General features: G+C 63.8%; 25 protein-coding genes and 1 tRNA gene. 10 read left to right on the forward strand and 16 right to left on the reverse strand.

The window, feature by feature from the left end:
* Positions 1-32: 32 nt before the first annotated feature.
* From SynA15127_RS07695 to SynA15127_RS07725, 7 genes are all read right to left on the reverse strand, one after another.
* On the reverse strand, positions 33-278 hold the full coding sequence (locus SynA15127_RS07695) for a DUF1816 domain-containing protein (protein WP_043691397.1): 246 nt from the start codon (positions 276-278) through the stop codon (positions 33-35).
* Between the two features lie 55 nt (positions 279-333).
* On the reverse strand, positions 334-1,683 hold the full coding sequence (rlmB, locus tag SynA15127_RS07700; protein ID WP_186483564.1) for a 23S rRNA (guanosine(2251)-2'-O)-methyltransferase RlmB: 1,350 nt from the start codon (positions 1,681-1,683) through the stop codon (positions 334-336).
* Complete coding sequence (locus SynA15127_RS07705; RefSeq protein ID WP_186483565.1) at positions 1,667-2,116, reverse strand: ribonuclease III domain-containing protein; 450 nt, start codon at positions 2,114-2,116, stop codon at positions 1,667-1,669. Before SynA15127_RS07705 ends, rlmB begins: the two co-directional genes overlap by 17 nt.
* The gene (locus SynA15127_RS07710; protein WP_186485639.1) at positions 2,113-2,460 is read right to left on the reverse strand and encodes an STAS domain-containing protein; all 348 of its coding nucleotides are present in this window, start codon (positions 2,458-2,460) and stop codon (positions 2,113-2,115) included. The genes SynA15127_RS07705 and SynA15127_RS07710 overlap by 4 nt, the downstream gene beginning before the upstream one ends.
* Before the next feature lie 71 nt (positions 2,461-2,531).
* Complete coding sequence (carA, locus tag SynA15127_RS07715; RefSeq protein ID WP_370594042.1) at positions 2,532-3,683, reverse strand: glutamine-hydrolyzing carbamoyl-phosphate synthase small subunit; 1,152 nt, start codon at positions 3,681-3,683, stop codon at positions 2,532-2,534.
* 30 nt (positions 3,684-3,713) lie between these two features.
* On the reverse strand, positions 3,714-4,760 hold the full coding sequence (gene trpD, locus SynA15127_RS07720) for an anthranilate phosphoribosyltransferase (protein ID WP_186483567.1): 1,047 nt from the start codon (positions 4,758-4,760) through the stop codon (positions 3,714-3,716).
* Positions 4,761-4,876: 116 nt separating this feature from the next.
* Positions 4,877-5,224, reverse strand: coding sequence for a DUF3288 family protein (locus tag SynA15127_RS07725; protein ID WP_255475434.1), 348 nt, complete (start codon positions 5,222-5,224; stop codon positions 4,877-4,879).
* Here SynA15127_RS07725 and SynA15127_RS07730 point away from each other — a divergent pair.
* The 6 genes from SynA15127_RS07730 to SynA15127_RS07755 all read left to right on the forward strand — a co-directional run bounded on the left by SynA15127_RS07730 (position 5,214) and on the right by SynA15127_RS07755 (position 8,759).
* Entirely contained in the window at positions 5,214-6,971 is a 1,758-nt protein-coding gene (locus SynA15127_RS07730; protein WP_186483568.1) for an ABC transporter ATP-binding protein, read from the forward strand. The genes SynA15127_RS07725 and SynA15127_RS07730 overlap by 11 nt on opposite strands.
* A 67-nt stretch (positions 6,972-7,038) precedes the next feature.
* Positions 7,039-7,299, forward strand: a complete 261-nt coding sequence (locus SynA15127_RS07735; protein ID WP_186483569.1) for a hypothetical protein — start codon at positions 7,039-7,041, stop codon at positions 7,297-7,299.
* 44 nt (positions 7,300-7,343) lie between these two features.
* Positions 7,344-8,060 carry a peptide-methionine (S)-S-oxide reductase MsrA gene (msrA, locus tag SynA15127_RS07740; protein ID WP_186483570.1) on the forward strand — a complete coding sequence of 239 codons (717 nt, stop codon included), beginning with the start codon at positions 7,344-7,346 and terminating at the stop codon, positions 8,058-8,060.
* Positions 8,060-8,224, forward strand: coding sequence for a hypothetical protein (locus SynA15127_RS07745; protein WP_186483571.1), 165 nt, complete (start codon positions 8,060-8,062; stop codon positions 8,222-8,224). The genes msrA and SynA15127_RS07745 overlap by 1 nt, the downstream gene beginning before the upstream one ends.
* 69 nt (positions 8,225-8,293) lie before the next feature.
* The gene (locus tag SynA15127_RS07750) at positions 8,294-8,671 is read left to right on the forward strand and encodes a hypothetical protein (RefSeq protein WP_186483572.1); all 378 of its coding nucleotides are present in this window, start codon (positions 8,294-8,296) and stop codon (positions 8,669-8,671) included.
* Between the two features lie 14 nt (positions 8,672-8,685).
* A tRNA-Pro gene (locus SynA15127_RS07755) sits at positions 8,686-8,759 on the forward strand.
* Between the two features lie 90 nt (positions 8,760-8,849).
* Here SynA15127_RS07755 and SynA15127_RS07760 read toward each other — a convergent pair.
* The 3 genes from SynA15127_RS07760 to SynA15127_RS13545 form a co-directional block, all read right to left on the reverse strand.
* Entirely contained in the window at positions 8,850-9,485 is a 636-nt protein-coding gene (locus SynA15127_RS07760) for a Crp/Fnr family transcriptional regulator (RefSeq protein WP_186483573.1), read from the reverse strand.
* Between the two features lie 210 nt (positions 9,486-9,695).
* Positions 9,696-10,670 (reverse strand): phosphate ABC transporter substrate-binding protein PstS, encoded by a 975-nt coding sequence (pstS, locus tag SynA15127_RS07765; RefSeq protein WP_186483574.1) that lies wholly within the window; start codon positions 10,668-10,670, stop codon positions 9,696-9,698.
* 126 nt (positions 10,671-10,796) lie between these two features.
* Complete coding sequence (locus tag SynA15127_RS13545; RefSeq protein ID WP_255475650.1) at positions 10,797-11,030, reverse strand: hypothetical protein; 234 nt, start codon at positions 11,028-11,030, stop codon at positions 10,797-10,799.
* Here SynA15127_RS13545 and SynA15127_RS07770 point away from each other — a divergent pair.
* Complete coding sequence (locus SynA15127_RS07770) at positions 10,965-11,111, forward strand: hypothetical protein (RefSeq protein ID WP_186483575.1); 147 nt, start codon at positions 10,965-10,967, stop codon at positions 11,109-11,111. The genes SynA15127_RS13545 and SynA15127_RS07770 overlap by 66 nt on opposite strands.
* A gap of 46 nt (positions 11,112-11,157) precedes the next feature.
* Here SynA15127_RS07770 and SynA15127_RS07775 read toward each other — a convergent pair whose 3' ends face one another.
* A complete protein-coding gene (locus tag SynA15127_RS07775) occupies positions 11,158-11,931 on the reverse strand; it encodes a 3'-5' exonuclease (protein WP_186483576.1) in 774 nt (257 codons plus the stop codon).
* Positions 11,932-12,015: 84 nt separating this feature from the next.
* Here SynA15127_RS07775 and SynA15127_RS07780 point away from each other — a divergent pair, with 84 nt between their 5' ends.
* Complete coding sequence (locus SynA15127_RS07780; RefSeq protein ID WP_186483577.1) at positions 12,016-12,480, forward strand: peroxiredoxin; 465 nt, start codon at positions 12,016-12,018, stop codon at positions 12,478-12,480.
* A complete protein-coding gene (locus SynA15127_RS07785) occupies positions 12,477-13,211 on the forward strand; it encodes a DUF1350 family protein (RefSeq protein ID WP_186483578.1) in 735 nt (244 codons plus the stop codon). The genes SynA15127_RS07780 and SynA15127_RS07785 overlap by 4 nt, the downstream gene beginning before the upstream one ends.
* Here the strand turns inward: SynA15127_RS07785 and acs are convergent, their stop codons facing one another.
* The gene (acs, locus tag SynA15127_RS07790; RefSeq protein WP_186483579.1) at positions 13,212-15,185 is read right to left on the reverse strand and encodes an acetate--CoA ligase; all 1,974 of its coding nucleotides are present in this window, start codon (positions 15,183-15,185) and stop codon (positions 13,212-13,214) included.
* Between the two features lie 112 nt (positions 15,186-15,297).
* Here acs and SynA15127_RS07795 point away from each other — a divergent pair, with 112 nt between their 5' ends.
* Positions 15,298-15,957: an HAD family phosphatase gene (locus SynA15127_RS07795; protein WP_186483580.1), complete on the forward strand. Its 660-nt coding sequence runs from the start codon at positions 15,298-15,300 to the stop codon at positions 15,955-15,957.
* Here the strand turns inward: SynA15127_RS07795 and sds are convergent.
* Genes sds through SynA15127_RS07815 form a run of 4 tightly spaced genes read right to left on the reverse strand, consistent with a single transcriptional unit; the run spans position 15,941 to position 19,656 of the window.
* On the reverse strand, positions 15,941-16,912 hold the full coding sequence (gene sds / locus SynA15127_RS07800; protein WP_186483581.1) for a solanesyl diphosphate synthase: 972 nt from the start codon (positions 16,910-16,912) through the stop codon (positions 15,941-15,943). The two genes, SynA15127_RS07795 and sds, sit on opposite strands and share 17 nt — an antisense overlap.
* 22 nt (positions 16,913-16,934) lie before the next feature.
* Complete coding sequence (murI, locus tag SynA15127_RS07805; protein WP_186483582.1) at positions 16,935-17,738, reverse strand: glutamate racemase; 804 nt, start codon at positions 17,736-17,738, stop codon at positions 16,935-16,937.
* Complete coding sequence (locus SynA15127_RS07810; protein ID WP_186483583.1) at positions 17,735-18,829, reverse strand: N-acetylmuramoyl-L-alanine amidase; 1,095 nt, start codon at positions 18,827-18,829, stop codon at positions 17,735-17,737. Before SynA15127_RS07810 ends, murI begins: the two co-directional genes overlap by 4 nt.
* A 5-nt stretch (positions 18,830-18,834) precedes the next feature.
* Complete coding sequence (locus SynA15127_RS07815) at positions 18,835-19,656, reverse strand: carbon-nitrogen hydrolase family protein (protein ID WP_186483584.1); 822 nt, start codon at positions 19,654-19,656, stop codon at positions 18,835-18,837.
* Positions 19,657-19,686: the final 30 nt, after the last annotated feature.

Here is a 19,686-nt window from a genome sequence, read left to right on the forward strand (position 1 = left end):
TTCATGTCAGGGCGACGCTATCAGTCGTGTGATCAGCCCTCAGCCGCAATGGTGAGCGGTTCGCCACGGCGGGTGCGCAGCAGGCTGTGACGGATGGACTGAGGCTGCTCCGAGCCGATGTCCTCGAGGAAGACACCCAGCTGATCCTCCAGACCCTTTCGGGAAAGAAAGGGGCCGAACCAGTAGGTGACGTCAGGGCCGCTCGTTTCGACTCGGGCCCACCAGGCCATTCCAAGTCCATTGGCAAGGCTGCGCAGCGGCCGGATCAAAGGACTCATGGACCTTGAATTTCTCTTCGCATTTTGCACCGACCAGACCGAAAAAGATGTGATCTCAGGGAGATAGCTGGATGCTCTGATCAAAGTGAAGGTCCGCCTCCTCTGTTGGAGCTGACAGCGTCAGATCGATCCGTTCCTCCGGAGCAGCCTGGCTTGCATCCTTGGACTTGCGTCCCGGAGCTGTGTGTGGACGGACCACCGGCGGCGACGGAGCCTGTCCGTGGATGTCCTTCATCCAACTGCGGCGTGCCACTTCGTAAACGCAGAGCGCCGTTGCCACCGAGGCATTGAGGCTGGGCGTCACACCCCTCAGGGGAATGCGGACCAGCTGATCGCAATGGCGACGCGTCAGCAGAGAGAGCCCCTGGTCCTCCGAGCCGGTCACCAGAACGATCGGTCCGTCGAGGTCAGCATCCGTGAGAGTCACATCCCCCTCCGCCGCCAGACCGATCACGCGATAGCCGGAATCCTTGAGCTTCTCCAGGGACCTGTTGAGATTGACGACCCGGGCGACCGGCAGGTGCTCCAGGGCTCCGGCAGCCACCTTCGCCACCGAACCGGTGAGTCCGGCGCTGCGCCGCTGAGGGAGAACCAGACCATGGGCTCCCATCGCCTCAGCGGAGCGCACCACGGCTCCGAGATTGTGAGGATCGGTCACCCCATCCAATGCCAGCAGCAGTGCGGGTTCACCAAGATCGGAACAGCCCTTGATCAGGCCATCGAGATCAAGGGTCTCCGCAGCAGCCGTCTGCAGAGCGATTCCCTGATGCACCGACCCACTGGTGATCTGGCCCAGGCGGGCCCAGGTCACCTCCTCGACAAGGACACCGGATGCCTTCGCTTCTCGCAGCAATTGCAGGAACTTGGCGGAGCTGCGCATCTCGGGCGTGCACCAGATGCGATGGATGGGGCGACCGGATTCCAGGGCAGCCTGGCTGGCATGGCGCCCCCAGACCAGATCATCCGGCGGCGGAGAGGCTGCCGCTGCATCCGGGATCTCATCCCGCTGACTGCGGACCGCCGCGCCCGGGCCGGAACCATGGCGGGAGCGGATCGGGGGCTGGCGCCGCTCATCCACTGAGCGTCGACGCCCTTCCGGGCGCCTGCGATCCGCTGACCACTGGCCGTCGTCAGGGCGAAACTCCCTTCGCTGCGGGTCTCTGTCTCTGGTGCGTGGATTGACCACGCGGTTCTGATTGTCCGAGAAACGACGCTGCGGTCGTTCACCGGATCGCGAAGCTCCAGGGCGACCGACACGGCCCTGCTCCCCCCGACGCTCACCATCCCTTGGCCAGTCGCCGCGGTCGCGGAACTCGTTGCCGTTGACCGGACGCCGACGTTCTCCCCGTCCCTGGCGACCATCGCGAGGGGGGCCACCGGAGCGACGTTCAAAGCGAGGTGTCATGGGCGACAGAGGTGTGGGCGGACGGAGGACTCGGATCCGACCCGTCTGACTCCAGCGAATCCAGGAGCTGAGCGAGACGGGCTGGGTTGTTCAGAAACAGCCAGCCCACCATTGTCTCAAATCCTGTCGCCATTCCATAAACAGCTGCATCGCCACGCCGGGGGCCACGACCGGCGCGGTTCCTACCACGGCGCACCAGGTCGAGCTCACGGTCATCCAGCAGCGGCTCAAGCTGCTTGAGAGCACGGGCCTGTGCATCAGCACAGACCTGTTCCACAACCGCACGGTGCAGAACATCGGCACGACCGGGGCTTCGGCAGTGGCGCAGGCGCTGATGCAGCTCCCAGACCGCATCCCCCAACCAGGCGAGCTGGAGAGGACCGAGTTCATCACCGCCGCCGGTGCCGGTCCACCCGTGGATCCAGTCGCTCAAGCCGCCAGCTGGCTGAGGGCGGTGGGCAGGTCGTCGACGAGATGCAGGAACCCCTCAAGGCGCACCAGCTTCACGGTCTGGGTGACACGGGTGTTGCCGACCAGCTGAAAGGAGCGCTTCGAATCGGTGCACTGTTTGGCCAGTTGCACCAGAGCGCCGAGACCGGATGAATCGAGGAAATCGATCTTGCTGAGATCGATCACCGCCGGAAGGCTGCTGGCCTGAAGAACGTCTGCGACGTAGGCCGTGAACTGCTTCTCCGAATAGGCATCAAGTTGCCCGGTGAAGTGGAACACCAGACATCCGTCCCTCTGCTCGAAGCCGCCTCGAAGGGAGACGGTCAGTCGCTGCAATTCGCTGATGGGTTCAGCTCCCGGGAGACCTCTGGGCGAGATTTTAGTGAGGCTGGACGGCGTCAACCACCACTGGACCGCCGATCCGCCATCAAGGTCACGAACCTGGCGAAATGGTGGTCCGCGTCATGGGGGCCTGGACTTGCTTCCGGGTGGTACTGAACACCGAAGACGGGTTGGTTGCGATGCGCGAGAGCCGCCACGGTGCGGTCGTTCAGATTCAGATGGGTGATCGCGATGCGGCTGCTGTCCAGGGACGCCGCATCAAGGGCAAATCCATGGTTCTGGCTGGTGATCTCCACCTGGCCATGCGTGCCGCAGGGATGATTGAGTCCTCGATGGCCGTAGGTGAGCTTGAAGGTGCTGCCGCCGAGGGCCAGACCGAGGATCTGATGGCCTAAACAGATCCCGAACAGGGGCAGATCCGGCTGATCCAGCAACTGGCGGGCCAGGCTGATTCCGCCGCACACCGCGGCCGGATCCCCCGGACCGTTGGAGAGGAACACCCCTTCCGGGCGATGGTCCAACACGGTCTCCAGATCGGTGCTGGCAGGAAGCACCGTGACGGCACAACCATGGGCAGCAAGCCGATCCAGGATCGCCCGCTTGATGCCGAAATCGATCGCGACCACCCGGTAGCGCTCCTCAGGATTCGTCCTCAGCCGCTGATCGAAGCTCGCAGCGCAGGGTGACTGCCAGGCGTAGGGAGTCCGCGTGCTGACAGCGTCGGCGAGGTTCAGCCCTTCCATCGAAGGAGCCTGCTTCAGCTGCTGCATCAGTTCAGCCGGAGTACGACCGTCGCTCCCGATCACGCCGTTCATCGCACCGGCCTCGCGCAGATGACGCACGAGTGCCCGGGTGTCCACACCGCAGATCCCGACCAGCCCATGGCCAACCATCCAGGTCTGGAGATCTCCCGTGCTGCGCCAGTTGCTGGGACACGGCGACAGCTGTCGGGCGATCACTCCGCGTGCATGGGGCGTCTCCGCCTCCAGATCCTCACCATTCACTCCTGTATTGCCCAGCTCGGGATAGGTGAAACTCACCAACTGCCCGGCATAGCTGGGATCCGTCAGCACCTCCTGGTAGCCGGTCATCCCGGTGTTGAACACCACCTCCCCGACAACCGATCCCCGCTTGCCGAAGGCATGGCCCGTGAGCACCGTGCCGTCCGCCAGCACGAGATGGGCCTGCGCGGACGGAGAAACGGAGATCAAGGCAGCCAGCCGCAGCTCATCACCTTCTTATTGTCCATCTCCATCGGCAAGGGCCCGCCGAAGGGCCTCCAGTCGCTGCCAGGGATGCCCCTGATCCAGGCTCTGACGGGCCATGGCGGCACCGACACTGAACTCCTGCTCCACACCGGCAACCCAGAGCACCAGTGCTGTGTTGAGAGCGACAACGTCACGCTGGGCAGCATTTCCCTGGCCGCGCAGCACCTGTTCAAGGATGGTGCTGTTCATGGACAGATCCCCACCGCGGAGGGCCTCCAGAGGGGCCGATTCCAGTCCCAGCTGCTCGGCAGTGAGCGAGAGAGAGCGCACCTCACCCTTCTCGATCAGTCGCAACTGGTTGCTGCCGGCCAGCGAGGCTTCATCGAGACCGCCGGCGCCATGGACAACGATGGCCCGCTGAAGGCCGAGCCGCTGCAGGGCACCCGCCATCGGATCGAGCAGGGTGTCCCGAGCCACCCCAAGCACCTGTGCCTGGGGGCGCAGGGGGTTCACCAGGGGACCCAGGAGATTGAACACCGTGCGGACGCCGAGACTGCGACGCAGAGGCGCGAGGTTCACGAGGGCCGGATGCCAGGCAGGGGCGAACAGAAAGGTGATCCCCGTGCTGCAGAGCGCGTCAACGACCCGGGGCAGAGGGGCCTTCAACTGCAGACCGAGCCCTTCGAGCACGTCCGCTGATCCGACCTTGCCGCTGGCGCTGCGGTTGCCGTGCTTCGCCACCGAGACACCACACGCCGCTGCGGTGAAGGCCACGGCGGTGGAGATGTTGAAGGTATCGGCACCATCACCACCGGTGCCGCAGGTGTCCACCATGGCCAGATCCGGCCGTTCACAGGGCAGCGGGCAGGCCTCGCGCAGAACGGATGCCATCGCCGCGAGCTCCTCCGCCACCATTCCCTTGGCCCGCAACCCGGCCAGGAAGGCACCGGTCTGCACGGGTGAAAGCTCTTCCGCCAGCCAGGCCCGCATCAGGGCTGTCGCCTCCGCGCTGCTCAGATCTCCTCCTTGCAGCAGGCCATCCAGCAATGCGGACCAGGAAGGTGAGTGAGGCGACATCGTGGGCAACCGGTGACAAAAAAACCCGGGGTGCAGAGCACGCCGGGCCAGGTGATGGGGACTCCACCACTATCACTCAAACGTCCAGAACCTGACCAGACCGGCTGCGCGGGTCATCAGCCGGCATCGTTCTCGGTGGTGTCGAAGCCTGAACCGACGGCATCGTCCACAGCCTGGCCTGGCCGGAAGCCACTCGCCCAGAGGCTGCGCACGCGGCTGTTCAGGTCGTCTCGCGTCAGCGACCACAGCGTCAGCAGCCGATCCAGGTCCCGTTGCAGATCTTCGGCTCCAGGAAAGCCGTCGTAGCGGATCAGCAAGCGAGCCAGATCGGTGAGGTCCCCGTCGCCTGGAGCGGATGGCTCGGGGTGGGCTCGGACATCGACTCGGTTCCCGATCGCACCAGCCTGACGCAATCGGCCACTGCCTAGGTTGTCGGCCTGCACTGGAGACGGCATGGCCGCCATGCGCCTCGATCTGATCGGCCGCTATCTGCGACCTCACCGGCGCAGCGTGCTTCTGGGAGCTCTGGCGCTGGTGGTGGTCAACATCCTCAGCGTCACGATCCCCATGGAGGTGCGTCGCGTCATCGATGAGCTCCAGGACGGCTTCTCCTACGACCGTGTGCTGCGTCAGGCGGGCTGGATCGTGGTGCTCGCCACCACGATGGGAGGGGTGCGTCTGCTGTCGCGTCAGCTGGTGTTCGGCATCGGACGACAGGTGGAGGTGGAGCTGCGGCAGCGACTGTTCGACAACATGCTGAGGCAGGAGCCGGCCTGGGTTCAATCCACCGGCAGCGGTGAAGTGATCAGCCGTGCCACCAGCGATGTCGAGAACATCCGGAGGCTGCTGGGATTTGCGATTCTCAGCCTCACCAACACCGTTCTTGCCTACAGCTTCACCCTGCCGTTCATGCTTGCGATCGACCCCTGGTTGACGCTGGCAGCGGTTGGTCTCTATCCGCTGATGCTGGGCACAGTGCGGCTGTTCGGCGGGCGCATGATGCGGCAGCAGAGGCGTCAGCAGGAGACCCTCTCCAGGCTGAGCGAGCTGATCCAGGAGGATCTCTCGGGCATCGGTGCCATCAAGATCTACGGGCAGGAGGTCTCCGAACAGGAGGCCTTCGGTTCACTCAACCGGCACTACCGGGACAGCGCCATCCGACTGGCCCGCACCCGGAGCACGCTGTTCCCACTCCTCGAGGGCATCGCCTCGATCTCTCTGCTGCTGCTGCTCGCCCTGGGCAGTGGCCAGCTGGAGGCCGGCACCCTCAGCATCGGAGGTCTGGTGGCCCTGATCCTGTATGTGGAACGGCTGGTGTTCCCCACCGCCCTGCTCGGCTTCACTCTGAACACCTTCCAGACAGGCCAGGTCAGCCTTGAGCGGGTCGAGGAACTGCTCCAGCGACAGCCCCTCATCCAGGACAGGGGGAATCATCAAGAGGCCGGTCAGACGTCTGCGAGTGGACGGCTGGAAGCCCGCGGACTCTCTGTGCGCTACGAGGGCGCGGAGCGGGACACGCTCATCGACCTGAGCTTCAGCATCGAGCCCGGGGAGCTCGTCGCCATTGTCGGGCCGGTGGGCTGCGGCAAGACCACCCTCGCCCGTGCCTTCGGTCGCATGGTGCCGGTGCAGGACGGCCAGCTCTTCCTGGATGGCATCGACGTCACCATGCTGCCCCTGGGACGACTGCGGCGCGATGTGGCGATGGTTCCTCAGGAGGGGTTCCTGTTCACCAGCACCCTTGCGGACAATCTGCGTTACGGGGAGCCCGACGCCCCCGATGAACGGGTGGAGAAAGCCGCTGATCAGGCACGCCTGATCCAGGATGTGCGCGGCTTCCCGGATGGATTCAGCACGATCGTCGGGGAACGCGGCATCACCCTCAGCGGGGGGCAGAGACAACGAACGGCACTCGGGCGAGCGCTGCTGGTTCCGGCTCCGGTGCTGGTGCTCGACGATGCCCTCGCCAGCGTCGACAACAACACGGCTGCCGCCATTCTGGCTTCGATCAGAGCCCAGGCTGATCGCACGATCGTGATGATCAGTCATCAGCTGTCCGCCGCTGCAGCCTGCGATCGCATCCTGGTGATGGACAACGGACGGATCGTGCAGGTGGGGCACCACAACGATCTGATTCACGTCCCGGGGGTCTACCGAAGGCTGTGGGAGCGCGAGCAGGCCGCCGAGCAACTCGATGCCATGGCTTTCTGAAGAAGTTGGAAGCTTGGGCCTCACACCATGGTCAAGGGGCTTAGCTGAGGAAACGCCAGAGCAGTTCATGACCAGCAGCACTCCTTTCTCCTTGCGCTGCACCCTCACCTTCGGTGATATCTACGGCCAGGTGCTCGCCTGGATGGCTGTGATCTTCGTGAGCCTGGCTGCGGGCCTCGCCCTGATGGGCTCATCCCGTCCTCTGTTCGCGCTGGTCGGAGTTGGGCTGATCCTGGTGCTGAGCCTGCCGTTCCTTCTGTTCGCCTTTGTGACCACGCTGCTGAATCACATCCAGCTGGACCCGTCCGAACAGAGCCAGACGACCTGAACAGCTCCGTCTGCCTAGGGTGACTTCTCTGAATGATCCCTCCGATGCTTCCCTCCTGGCTCTCCCCGAGCGGCGGTTCACCCGACGTCGCCGAACCGGAGCGTCACGCTGTTCTGGGGACGCCTCTGCGCGCGCCCCTGCTCAGTGACCAGGAGGAGGCGATCTTCGCCTGCGGATGTTTCTGGGGAGCGGAGAAGGGCTTCTGGCGCCTCCCGGGAGTCGTGAGCACGGCCGTCGGCTACGCGGGAGGTCAGGTGGAGTCTCCGACCTACCAACAGGTCTGCGGCGGTCGAACCGGTCACACCGAAGTGGTTCGGGTGGTGTGGAGCACCCCCGCGATTGACTTCAGCGATCTGCTCAAACTCTTCTGGGAATGCCACGACCCGACCCAGGGGGATCGCCAGGGCAACGACACCGGAAGCCAGTACCGCTCCGCGATCTACACAACGACGGATCGGCAGATGAGCCTGGCGCTGGCCAGCCGGGACGCCTACCAGCAGGCCCTGCAGGAACGTGGCTTCGGAGCGATCACCACCGAGATCCAGGCGGATCGCACCTTCCATTACGCCGAGCCTTACCACCAGCAGTACCTGGCCAAGCCAGGCAGCCGTCCTTACTGCTCAGCGATGCCGACCGGGGCTGTGCTGAGCGCGTTCGACAAGGCGGATTATCGGTTGCCGCCAAGGGTCTGGGAGTCGTACGACTGGTCCATCAGCCACTGCGTGCTGCGGAGCGACAACAGCCCGATCAGGATGAACTGATGCCCGAGAGGCTCTCCGACCGTCAGGTGCTGCTGGCCCTGCTGCTGACCCTGATGCTGGTGTTCGGGCTGATCGTTCAGACCCGAACCCTTCACGCCGACCCCGCATCACCACTGCTCTGGCGTGAGCAGCCGGCCACCGATCCCGGAACATTGCGGATCTGAGCACGCCTCGGAGATCCGGTTGCGGTCAATGGCATCGTGTGGGGAATCCGCGCGTCGGACTGACCTCACGTGACCGCTCCGCACGAGAGACACCAGCGCCGACAGCTGCATCCCCTGCCAAGGGGTCTGGTGGAGCTGTATGGACTGATCGCCGTTCTGGTGGTGCTGATTCCTGAATGGCTGGCCGATGGAACCCTCAACATCGGCCAGGCCACCGCACCGGTGGAAACGCTGCCGATGCGGGCAAGGGCCTGGAGAATTCTTCCGGAACTTCGCCTTGCCGCGATGTCCCTGCGGGAATTGCGGCGGCTGGCGCAGCAGCAGCGACTGGGCCATTACGCAAGTCTGTCCAGGGATCAGCTGACCTTGCATCTGCTGAAGCGGCTTCGCAGAGGGGAGAAACAGAGAGCTGCCCGGCTGGGGGCAGGACGCCGGAATGCCCTGTGATAACTTGCTTCTGACGGGGCGTAGCGCAGCTTGGTAGCGCACCACTTTGGGGTAGTGGGGGTCGTGGGTTCAAATCCCGCCGCTCCGATTCTTCCGTCCAGTCCCATGACCTGATTCCTCGATTCAGGCCAGAAGCCGGTGATCCCCGCCGGCTCTTTTTCATGGGTGATCCCGACGCTCAGCGTCGGGGCAGGTGAGCGATCACGAGATGCCGCTGGGCATCAATCTTCAGCCAGCCTTCATCGCGAAGCAGTCCGATGACCCGGGTCACAGTGACGCGAGTGGTGCTGAGGGCGCTGGCCATTTCCTGATGGGTCAGGCGCAGGTTGAGCCTCAGGCCGTCATCACAGGGCTGGCCGTAATCCTGGGCCAGGTGCTCCAGGAATCCACGCACCCTCTCCTCCACGCGACGCAGTCCAAGCAGAGCCAACAGGTACTCCGCCTGGCGGTAGCGGGCGGCAATGGCATCCATCATCGCAATCGCCAGCTGCGGGGACTGTTCCACCTCATTGGTGGACATGCACAGCAGGTCGCAGTCCGTCAGCGCGACCGCCTCATAGGCCTCGACGGTGCTGAGGGGTTCTCCAAAGGGCTCATTGGGACCGGCCAGGCCCAGCAGTAGCTCATCGCCGTGGACAGACACGGCTCCGAGCTTGACCATGCCGCGCACCACCAGCCAGATGCTGTTCTTCAGGAGTGGAACAACACTTCCAGCGGTGAGATGCACCAGGTTGCGCTTCTGATAATTACTTTCAAGGAGTTCCCTAAAGCCATTGCGCCGTGGTGAAAGCTCACGGGAAGGAATCGCAACCATGGGTGTTCCGCGGATACACAGCAAGTGTATGGAGCACAACATCTGATCCAGGCAAAGGGCTGGGGGCCATTCGGTTAAGGGCTGTCTAACGCTTGTCCAAGAATGAGAAAAGGATGTTGATCCACGGCCATCAGGCCCAAAAAAAGAGGGCCCGAAGGCCCTCTTGGTGATCAACAAGAACCCTCCCGAAGGAGAGAGTTCAGATCAGAATCACTGACCGATTTTGCTCACAGCGGCCTTGGCCTTGGCCAGGATGTCGCCTTTCAGGGGAACAAAGCCCAGGGAAGGAGCCACGTTCTGAGCCTTGCTGCTCAGCATGTAGTTGAAGGCGTTTTGGACCACCTTGGCCTTGCCGCCGTTGCCGGTTTTGTAGGCCAGCACCCAGGTGAGGGTGGCGATGGGATAAGCGCCCTTGGCGGTGGGGTTGGGGTTCTTGCCGGCCAGATCCTTGTCGAGGGTGATGCCGTTCAGAGCACGGGCACCTGCAGCCACGGAGGGCTTCAGGAACTCACCGGACTTGTTCTGCAGAGCGGCGGCAACGACGTTGCCCTTGATGTAGGACTGGTTGACGTAACCGATGGCGCCCAGGCGGTTCTGGATCACACCGGCGACACCGGAGTTGCCCTTGGCGCCGACGCCGGCAGGCCACTTGACGGATTTACCGGTACCCAGGGTCCAGGTGCTGGAGAAGGCCTGCATGGAGTTGGTGAAGGCCTTGGTGGTTCCGGATCCATCGGAACGGTGCACCCAGGTGATGGTGCCGGGCTGACAGCCGAGCTCTTGCCAGTTCCTGATTTTGCCCATGGCGACCTTGACGGCCTTCTCCTGGGTCAGCTTCAGATCGCAACCGGGCTTGTTGTACCCGAAGGCGATGGTGCCACCGACCATGGGGATCTGGACGACGCCGCGCTTGACCTTGGCCATGTCCTTCTTCTTCATCGGGTCATCCGATGCACCGAAGTTCACGGTCTGGTCGATGAAAGCCTTGCGGCCGGAACCGGAACCAACAGCCTGGTAGTTGACCTGAGGACCACCTTCCTTGGCCAGAGTGGCGAACCAACGCTGATAGATCTTGGCGGGGAACGATGCACCGGCACCGTTCAGCTTTTCAGCAGCGGATGCAGACATGCCAGCTCCAAGAGCGAGCACGGAAGAGAAGAGAAGAGCCTTCTTAGCGAAGCTCATGAGAGGCCTAGGGAGAAACTGGCGACCTAGGAGTAGCTAATCAGCGATAGATCCGTCGTTAGGGAACGGTTAAGGGTCTACGAATTCCCAGGAGCGGTGGAGGTGCTTGCTGATTCCAACGTTGACTCAGCAAGCACTATTGGTGTGATTCGAAGTCTTTGCTGTCTGTAATCGGGTGGACACTGAATAGCAATTAAGCCAACGGTTAACACGCTGTCGATGAGTCGGGGGGACCTCTTCGATCAGTTGCGATAACTCCTGGGCACCCATCCGCCGCAAGGCGCGAACGTCAACATGCCAAAGGGCTTCCGCTTCCCTGATCAGGCGAGCCCAAGTGCGTACCTGCTGCCATTGACGCAGGCGACAACGCAGGGGTCGACTCTGATGGTGAATGAAGGCGGCCATGCCAACACCCTGATCCAGCCAACGGCCCCGGCCTGAAAACACACCAGTGGCTTCGGAGTGCTGAAGCAAAAGCGTTGAGTTGTCAGGCAGACAGGCGGTCTGGAACGACCTCCACCGGGACGACAGCGAAAGGAAGCTCGGCCTCTTCGCGACGGGTGAGCCTGCGGGTCCAGGCACCCTTCACCGGTTCATTCCAGCGGAAACCTGCCTCGCGGGCGAGATGACGATCATCGAACGACACCCTGGCGCGGACCAGGCGACGCGGCTCCAGGCCTTGCTTGATCAACTCCTCCAGATCGTCGCAGCGCTGAAACACCTCAGCCAGGTAGATGCAGTCCGTCAGGGCACGGTGTGCCGCCCACACAGGAATGCCGTAAGCGAGGGCGAGATCACGCACCGACGGACGCGCACGGAGCTGACGCTCGGCAGGCCAGCGCACGTCGTCCATCGTGCAGAGCCAAGGCTGGGACACGGCGGGAAGAAGCCCCTGACCAAACCACTGTCGATCGAAGGCGGCGTTGTGCGCCACGAGCAGATCGGCTGCCTCGAGAAGGCTCTGGAAGTAGCGCATCGCCTGCTTCCACGGCTGGGGGAGGCGCGTCACATCCGCGGGAATACGATTGATGGGCTCGGCGGCGTTGCTCTCCACGGGCAGCAGAAAGGACTGCTGGGCGAGAACGGCCCGGGATGGAACCGAGAACAGAATCACTCCCAGCTCGAGACACTGATCCTGCTGCGGATCCAGTCCGGTGGTCTCGGTGTCGATGATCAGCAGCGTGGCTGGCCCTCCGGGCACCGGATCAGGGTCGGAGAACCCCCCGAGCAGATCCAGCTGACCAGAGGCGAGATCTCCCATTCCGACAAGCCTTGCAGAACGATCTGATTGTCACTCCCGGGGCAAGAGCCCGATTCCTAGGCTCATCGCTGCAGAAACTTCTGAATGGCCCTCGGTGTCGGCGACCGGATCCCATCCTTCGAACTGACGGATCAGAACGGCGATCGTCACTCCAGTGCGTCACTGGGGGGTCGGAGTCTGGTGCTGTTCTTCTATCCGAAGGACGACACCCCGGGATGCACCATTCAGGCCTGCAGCTTCCGAGACAGTCACTCCGAGCTTCGTGACCTGGGTGCTCTGGTCTGGGGGGTCAGCGGCGATGACACCATCAGCCACCGTCGATTCGCCAACCGCCACAACCTGCCTTTCCCACTGCTCAGTGATCCCGGCAACACCCTGCGCCGACGCTTCGGAGTGCCCCGCAGCATGGGTCTGTTCCCAGGCCGGGTGACTTACGTGATCGATGGAGACGGACTCATCCGGCATCGGTTCGACAACCTGCTGGATGGTCCAGCTCACGTGCGCGAAGCCCGTCGCATCCTCAGCGGCCTGGCCGGCTCACGGGCATGAGTGACACCTGGCGTCAGCTGGGTTCGATCTGGCAGCTCAGGCCCCCCCGTCCACGGACGCTGGTGGAGTTCATCGGTGGCAGCTATCTGGCGGCCACACCCCAGGTGAGTTACCGGCGTCTTCTGGAAGGTCTGGTCAGCCGAGGCATTGCGGTTCATGCCTGGTCGTACGTCCCGGGCTTCGACCATCAGAGCCAGGCTCGACAGGCCTGGAGTGATCTGCGCACAGCCCGTCGTCAGCTCGAGGAGCGCAGCGGCCGGCTGCCACCACCGCTGCGCCTCGGCCACAGCCTGGGTTGCAAGCTGCACCTGCTGGCTCCCGATGGCGGCCGCGGCAGCTGCGGACTGGTCGCCCTCAGCTTCAACAACTTCAAAGCGGATCGCTCCATTCCCCTGCTCGGAGACATCGCCCCACGCCTGGGAGTGGAGACGGAATTCAGCCCGGGACCGGCGGAGACCCTGCGGCTGATCAGCCGCCACTATCTGCAGCCGCGCAATCTGGTGGTGCGCTTCGGCAGCGATGGGCTCGACCAGAGTGAAGAGCTGATTCCGGCACTGAATCAGCGCAGCGACGATGCCACGGTGTTCCAGCAGCTTCCTGGGGACCACCTGACCCCAGCCAGCGCCGGACTTCGGCGCAGCCTGCTGGGGGCCTGGGCCGATGATCCGAAGCGGGCCGCCGTGATCAGCAGGCTGACGACCACTGTCGCCGAATGGACGATGCCCGACTGATCAGGCGCGCAGACGGTCCAGCACGGAGCGGTCCTCCAGGGTGCTGGTGTCGCCACTGACCTCCTGACCTGCCGCCAGGGCACGCAGAATCCGGCGCATGATCTTGCCGCTGCGGGTCTTCGGCAAAGCATCGCTGCAGCGAATCTCATCCGGCCGGGCGATCGGGCCGATCTCCGTTCCCACATGTGCTCTGAGCTGCTTGATCAGATCATCCGACGACTCGCGCCCCGCCTCCAGGGTGACGAAAGCAACGATGCCCTCACCCTTGAGGTCATCGGGACGACCCACGACAGCGGCTTCCGCCACCGCGGGATGGCTCACCAGAGCTGACTCGATTTCCATCGTGCCGAGGCGGTGACCGGAGACGTTGATCACGTCATCCACCCGGCCCATCACCCAGAAATAACCGTCGGCATCGCGGCGAGCACCATCGCCAGCGAAATAGAGGTACGACCCATCCGCTGGGCGGATGTGCTCCCAGTAGCTCTCGCGAAAGCGCTGGGGGTTGCCATGCACCGTGCGCATCATTCCGGGCCAGGGGGCCCGCACCGCCAGATACCCACCTTCATCAGGCCCGCAACTGTTGCCTTCGGCATCGACGATGTCGGCCTGAATGCCAGGCAGCGGCAGGGTGGCGGATCCCGGCTTGGTGGGGGTGGCGCCCGGGAGGGGGCTGATCATCACGCCACCGGTTTCCGTCTGCCACCAGGTGTCGACAATCGGGCAGCGGTTGCCGCCGATCACGTCTCGGTACCACATCCAGGCCTCGGGATTGATCGGCTCTCCCACCGTTCCCAGCAGACGCAGGCTGCTCATGTCGAATTGATCCGGCACGTCCCTGCCGTTCTTCATGAAGGCTCGGATCGCCGTGGGGGCGGTGTAAAAGATCGTGATCCCATGCTTCTGGATCAGCTCCCAGAAGGCCCCGGGCTTGGAGGGGCGCGGCGCTCCCTCGTACATCACCGTGGTGGCGCCGTTGGACAGCGGGCCGTAGACGATGTAGCTGTGGCCGGTGATCCAACCCACATCAGCCGTACACCAGAAGACATCCTCATCCCGGATGTCGAAGATCCACTGGAAGGTGAGGTGAGCCCAGAGGTTGTAGCCGGCAGTGGTGTGCACCACCCCCTTCGGCTTGCCGGTGGAACCGGAGGTGTAGAGCACGAACAGCCGGTCTTCACTGGCCATCGGTTCAGCTGGGCAGACGTTGCTCTGCCCAGCCACCAGCTCATGCCACCACAGGTCACGGCCTTCCACCATCTCGACCGGTTGCTTGGTGCGCTGCACCACCAGAACTCCGCTCACCGACGGACAGGCACCACCGGCGAGGGCGGCATCCACAGCCGGTTTCAGGGAGACGGGCTTGTCCTTGCGGAATCCGCCATCTGCCGTGATCACCGCCTTGACCTCTCCGTCGATCAGCCGATCCCGCAGAGCCTCGGCAGAGAAGCCACCGAAGACCACGGAATGCGGGGCACCGATGCGAGCGCAGGCAAGCATGGCGATGGCCGCTTCTGGAACCATCGGCATGTAGAGGGCCACCAGATCGCCCTTGCCGATTCCCATCGCCAGCAGAGCGTTCGCGGCCTTGCACACCTCAGCGTGCAGTTCGCTGTAAGTGAAACGCCGGACATCGCCGGGCTCTCCCTCCCAGATCAATGCCGTCTTGGCCGCGGTGGGACCCTCGAGGTGTCGGTCCAGACAATTGAAGGAAAGATTGGTGGTGCCGCCCTCGAACCAGCGGGCGAACGGGGCATCGCTCCAATCGAGAACGGTGTGAAAGGGCTCGAACCAGTGCAGCTCGCGACGCGCCGCATCTCCCCAGAAGCTGTCGGGATCTTGCTTGGCCGCCTCCGCCATCGACCGGTAGGCCTCGAGGCTGCCGATCCGCGCACCGGAAGCCAGCTCCGCCGGTGGGTCGAAGACTCTCTGCTCCTGAAGCACGCTTTCGATGGTTGTCTTGGAGTCGGTCACAGCAGGCGAGGACAGCGCAGCTCGCCCCGCAGGCTAAAGAGGTCATCGCCTCACGATCCGGCTCCCGTATCAAACCGTCGGCAAGTTCCCCTGCCCTGAATGAATGATGGTGATGCCATCCCGTCCCCTGGCCTGTCTGTTCGATCTGGATGGTCTGCTGCTCGACACCGAGCCACTGCACAGCAGGGGCTGGTCCGATGCAGCGGCTCATTTCGGCGGGAACCTGAACAGAGAACAGCTGCAGCAGCTCAAGGGACGGCGGCGGCATGACTGCGCTCGGCAGGTGAGTGCATGGCTGCCCGAACCGGTGGATCCGGACTCTCTTCTCGCGGTTCAGCAACCGATCGTGCGGCAGCTGCTGCCCGAGGCCAGGGCCATGCCAGGAGCGAAAGCATTGGTGCAGTACTGCCATCAAGTTGGAATCGCCACGGCTCTGGTCACCAGCAGCGCTGAGGAGTCGGTGCTGTTCAAGTCAGCTCCCCATCCCTGGCTGACGCAGATCGGGATGCGGGTCTACGGAGATGATCCGGAGCTGAGCGCAGGGAAGCCTGATCCAGCGCCGTTCCAACTCGGCGCCGCAAGGCTGGGCATTCCCGTTGACCGTTGCTGGGCCCTGGAGGATTCCCAGGCAGGAACGGCATCGGCACTGGCGGCGGGGTGCCAGGTCTGGACGCTGAACGAATCACTGGGTACGTCGGAGATTGACGGAAACCCCGCTCGGATCAACAGTCTTGAGGTTGTGCTCGAAACCTTGATCAGTACAGGCGACTGAGCACGAAATCAGGCAACTCCAGCAGTGCGCGTTTGCAATCCGATTCCGGCAGCCAGGCGAGAGACTCCCGGGATTCGCGGGCGAAGGTCTCAGCCAGTTCGCGGCTGCGTTCGATCGCACGGGAGGAGCGCACCATGGCGAGAGCGTCCTGAAGATCCGATTCGCCGCTGAATTCGCGTTGGATGAGTGTTTTCAGACCCGGCTGTTCCTCCATGGCATAGAAGGTGGGAGCCGTGAGATACCCACTTGCCAGATCACTGGCAGCGGGCTTTCCGAGCTGCTGGTCGCTGCCGGTGAAATCAAGGATGTCGTCAACCACCTGAAAGGCGAGCCCGAGCTGACGACCGAACTGGTAGAGGCTGTCGAGCTGGATTTCATTGCAGCCGCTCAACACCCCCGCGGCACGGGAACTGTTGGCAATCAGCGACGCGGTTTTGCAGTAGCTCTTCTCGAGATAGGTCTCGAAACCCTGAGCCGTGTCGTACCGGAACAGACCTTGCTTCACCTCACCGTCCGCCAGATCCATGATCACGCGGCTCAGCAGTTTCACGACGTCGAGATCGTCGAGATTGGCCAGATGCCAGCTGGCCTGTGCAAAAAGAAAGTCTCCGGCGAGAACAGCGACCCTGGCATCGAAGCGGCTGTGGACGGTGGCCACACCACGCCGCGTTGACGCCTCATCCACGACATCGTCATGCACCAGTGACGCGGTGTGGATCATCTCGGTGATCTCAGCCAGTCGGCGATGGCGGGGGGACAACTCGCCGCCGGCCGCCAGAGAACGCGAGATCAGCAACACGATCCCAGGCCGGAGTCGCTTGCCTCCCGCACTGAAGAGATGTTCCGCAGCAGCCTGAAGGATTGGATGACCGGCTCCGATCAGACTGCGCAGGTCTCCGAGCAGGGTCTCGAGATCCTTCTCGACCGGTTCCAGCAGCTCGGTGACGGTGATCATGAAACCCCTCGGCGCCGAGATCCTAATGGCCCTTCTCTCGGGACCGCAGCACGACCTCATGGACCAGAGGCCGCTCCCCGAGCCAGGGAGCGGCACGATCCGCGAAACCCTCGCCATCCGCCGTGACGCAGAAGCGGCAGCGTTCCAAAGCCGATTGGCCTGAGCTCAGCGGTTGCGCCGTCCCGAGGACGGCATCGAGTTCCCGGGCCACCCCCACCGCAGGATCAATCAGCTCGACGGTCTCCGGCAGCAGCTCCGTCAGCAGCGGTGCCAGCAGGGGGTAGTGGGTGCAGCCCAGCACGATCGATTCAACGGAGGCCTTCAGAAGCGGAGCGAGATAGGTCTCGGCGGCCTCTCTGAGCTCAGTGCAGGCAAAGTCCCCCCGTTCGATCAATGGCACGAAGGAGGGGCAGGCCTGCTCCACCACCAGCGTTCCCGGACGCGACGCCTCGATGCAGCTGCGGTAGACGCCGGAGGCCGCCGTTGCAGCGGTTGCCAGCACGCCCACCCGGGAGGTCCGCACCATGGAGGACGCCGCTTCAATCAACCCGATCACCGGTCCCGCCGCGACCGCTTCCGCCACATCCTTCGCCAGGGCATTGGTGGTGTTGCAGGCCATCACCACCGTTGAGACCTGTTGATCCCGCAGCCATCCCACCACTTCAGCGGCGATCTGGCGGAGCTCCTGGACGTCACGACCGCCGTAGGGAACACGGGCCGTATCTCCCAGGTAGATGCAGCTGACGGCACCGTGGCGTTCAAGCACCCGCCTCAGCACCGTGAGACCTCCAAGGCCACTGTCGAACAGACCGAGCAGCGGCTTCATCGCACCTCACGGTTGAGGTAGTTGAGGATCCCCGCCGCCAGAGCCAGAGACAGGCGTCGTCGATGGGCCGCCTGGGCGAGCCGCGGAGCATCGATCTCACCGGTGACGAAACCCATCTCCACCAGGGCGGAGGGCATCGTGGAACGCCGGATCACGAAGAAACGTCCCCGACGCACGCCCCGGTCGGGAGTGCCTGGAGAGACATCCATCATCTGCTGCTGCAGATAGCCGGCCAGACGTCCGGAACGGGGATCGGAAAAGAAAAACGTCTCGATACCGTTCACTTCGGGACGATTCATGCTGAGGGCATTCGCATGAATGCTGACCAGCACGTTCGCGGCGGAGCGATTGGCGAGGTGAACCCGGGGCGGGAGATCCACATCCACTTCGGAACTGCGGGTCAGCCGAACATCGACACCTCTTGCCCGCAGCAGAGCTGCCACCTGCAACGAGACATCCAGCACCACATCCGTCTCCCGCAGACCGCCAATGCCGACGGCACCGGGATCAGGCCCCCCGTGACCTGGATCAATCACCACCCGGTAGCGGTTGAGGGGAACCATGGGCAGACCAGAGGGATCAACCGGCGTCCTGCTGGGCGCGAAGCGTCCGGTGGGTCTCCAGGCCGTGGCCCGACCACTGAGATCTCCCTCCCCCAGATCAGCCAGACCCTGGGTGGGCAATCCGGTGAAGGCCAGCTCCCAGCGATCCGGAGCGGTACCTCGCAACTGAAGCTGAGCTGGATCGAGCTCCACACCGGGGCGGAATTCGATCACCAGCCGCGTTGCACCGGACCGTGGTTTTCCAAGGCGGATCTCCTTGACGGCGCCACGACCGAGCAGCTTGCGCGGGAAGCGAAGCTCACCGGGAAAGTCGATCCAGACCCGGGTGCCGCGGCCGTCACTCGGTTCCTGATAGAAGGCCTCCAGGCGTGCATTGCGAGCTGTGCGCAGCTGCAGCGTGCCTCGCTCGGTGAATGCCCAGGCGGACAAGGCGCTGGCGGCCCTGGCCGGCAGCGACGGCAGCAGCAACGCCAACTGGAGCGCCGCTGCCACCAGGCAGGAGATTCGGCGGGATGACGCCGCTGCCATCGGACTCAGAACAGAGCTGGCTGACGATGACGCAGGCTCGGCATCTGCGCACGGATGTGTCCGACGTGGGCGGAGTTGACCGGAGCGACTGCGGCTCCAGGCTGGACACCGGCATCAGCAAGCACCGTTCCCCAGGGGTCAATGACCATGGCGTGACCATGGCTCTGACGCCGCCCGTAGTGAAGTCCGGTCTGAGCCGGAGCCAGCACATAGGCCGTGTTTTCGATCGCACGGGCCTGGAGCAGTACCTGCCAGTGGTCCTTGCCGGTGAAGGCCGTGAAGGCGGCGGGGATCATCAGCAGGTCGGCGCCGGCATCGGCGAGATGGCGATAGAGCTCAGGGAAGCGCACGTCGTAACAGATGGACACCCCCAGCCGACAGAGACCGGGCACGTCCACCACTGGAGGGAGTTCCCCTCCGGCATCAACCGTCGCCGACTCCCGGTAGGTGTTGCCGTCCGGAAGATCGACGTCAAACAGATGGATCTTGTCGTACCTCGCCAGAAGCTGGCCGTCACGATCCACCAGCTCAGCCCGGTTCAGGGTGCGCTGTCCATCGCCGACCGGGACGGGGAAGCCCCCTCCCAGCAGCGTCACCTGATAGCGACGCGCCATGGTCACCAGAAATCGGCTGCACTGCTCCGCCAGGGTCGGTGCCAACTCGAGACGGCGGGCATCGTCCCCCATGAACGCGAAGTTCTCTGGAAGACCCACCAGCTCGGCACCGCGTCGTGCTGCCAGATCGATCTGCTCCTCGGCCGCCGTGAAATTGGCCTCCGGGTCCTGACTGCTCGTGAGCTGCACGGCAGCCACCAGGAAATCGTTCACGATTCCACTTCTGTGAGCGCGACTTTAGAG

It is taken from the genome of Synechococcus sp. A15-127 (assembly GCF_014280215.1).
Lineage (GTDB): Bacteria > Cyanobacteriota > Cyanobacteriia > PCC-6307 > Cyanobiaceae > Parasynechococcus.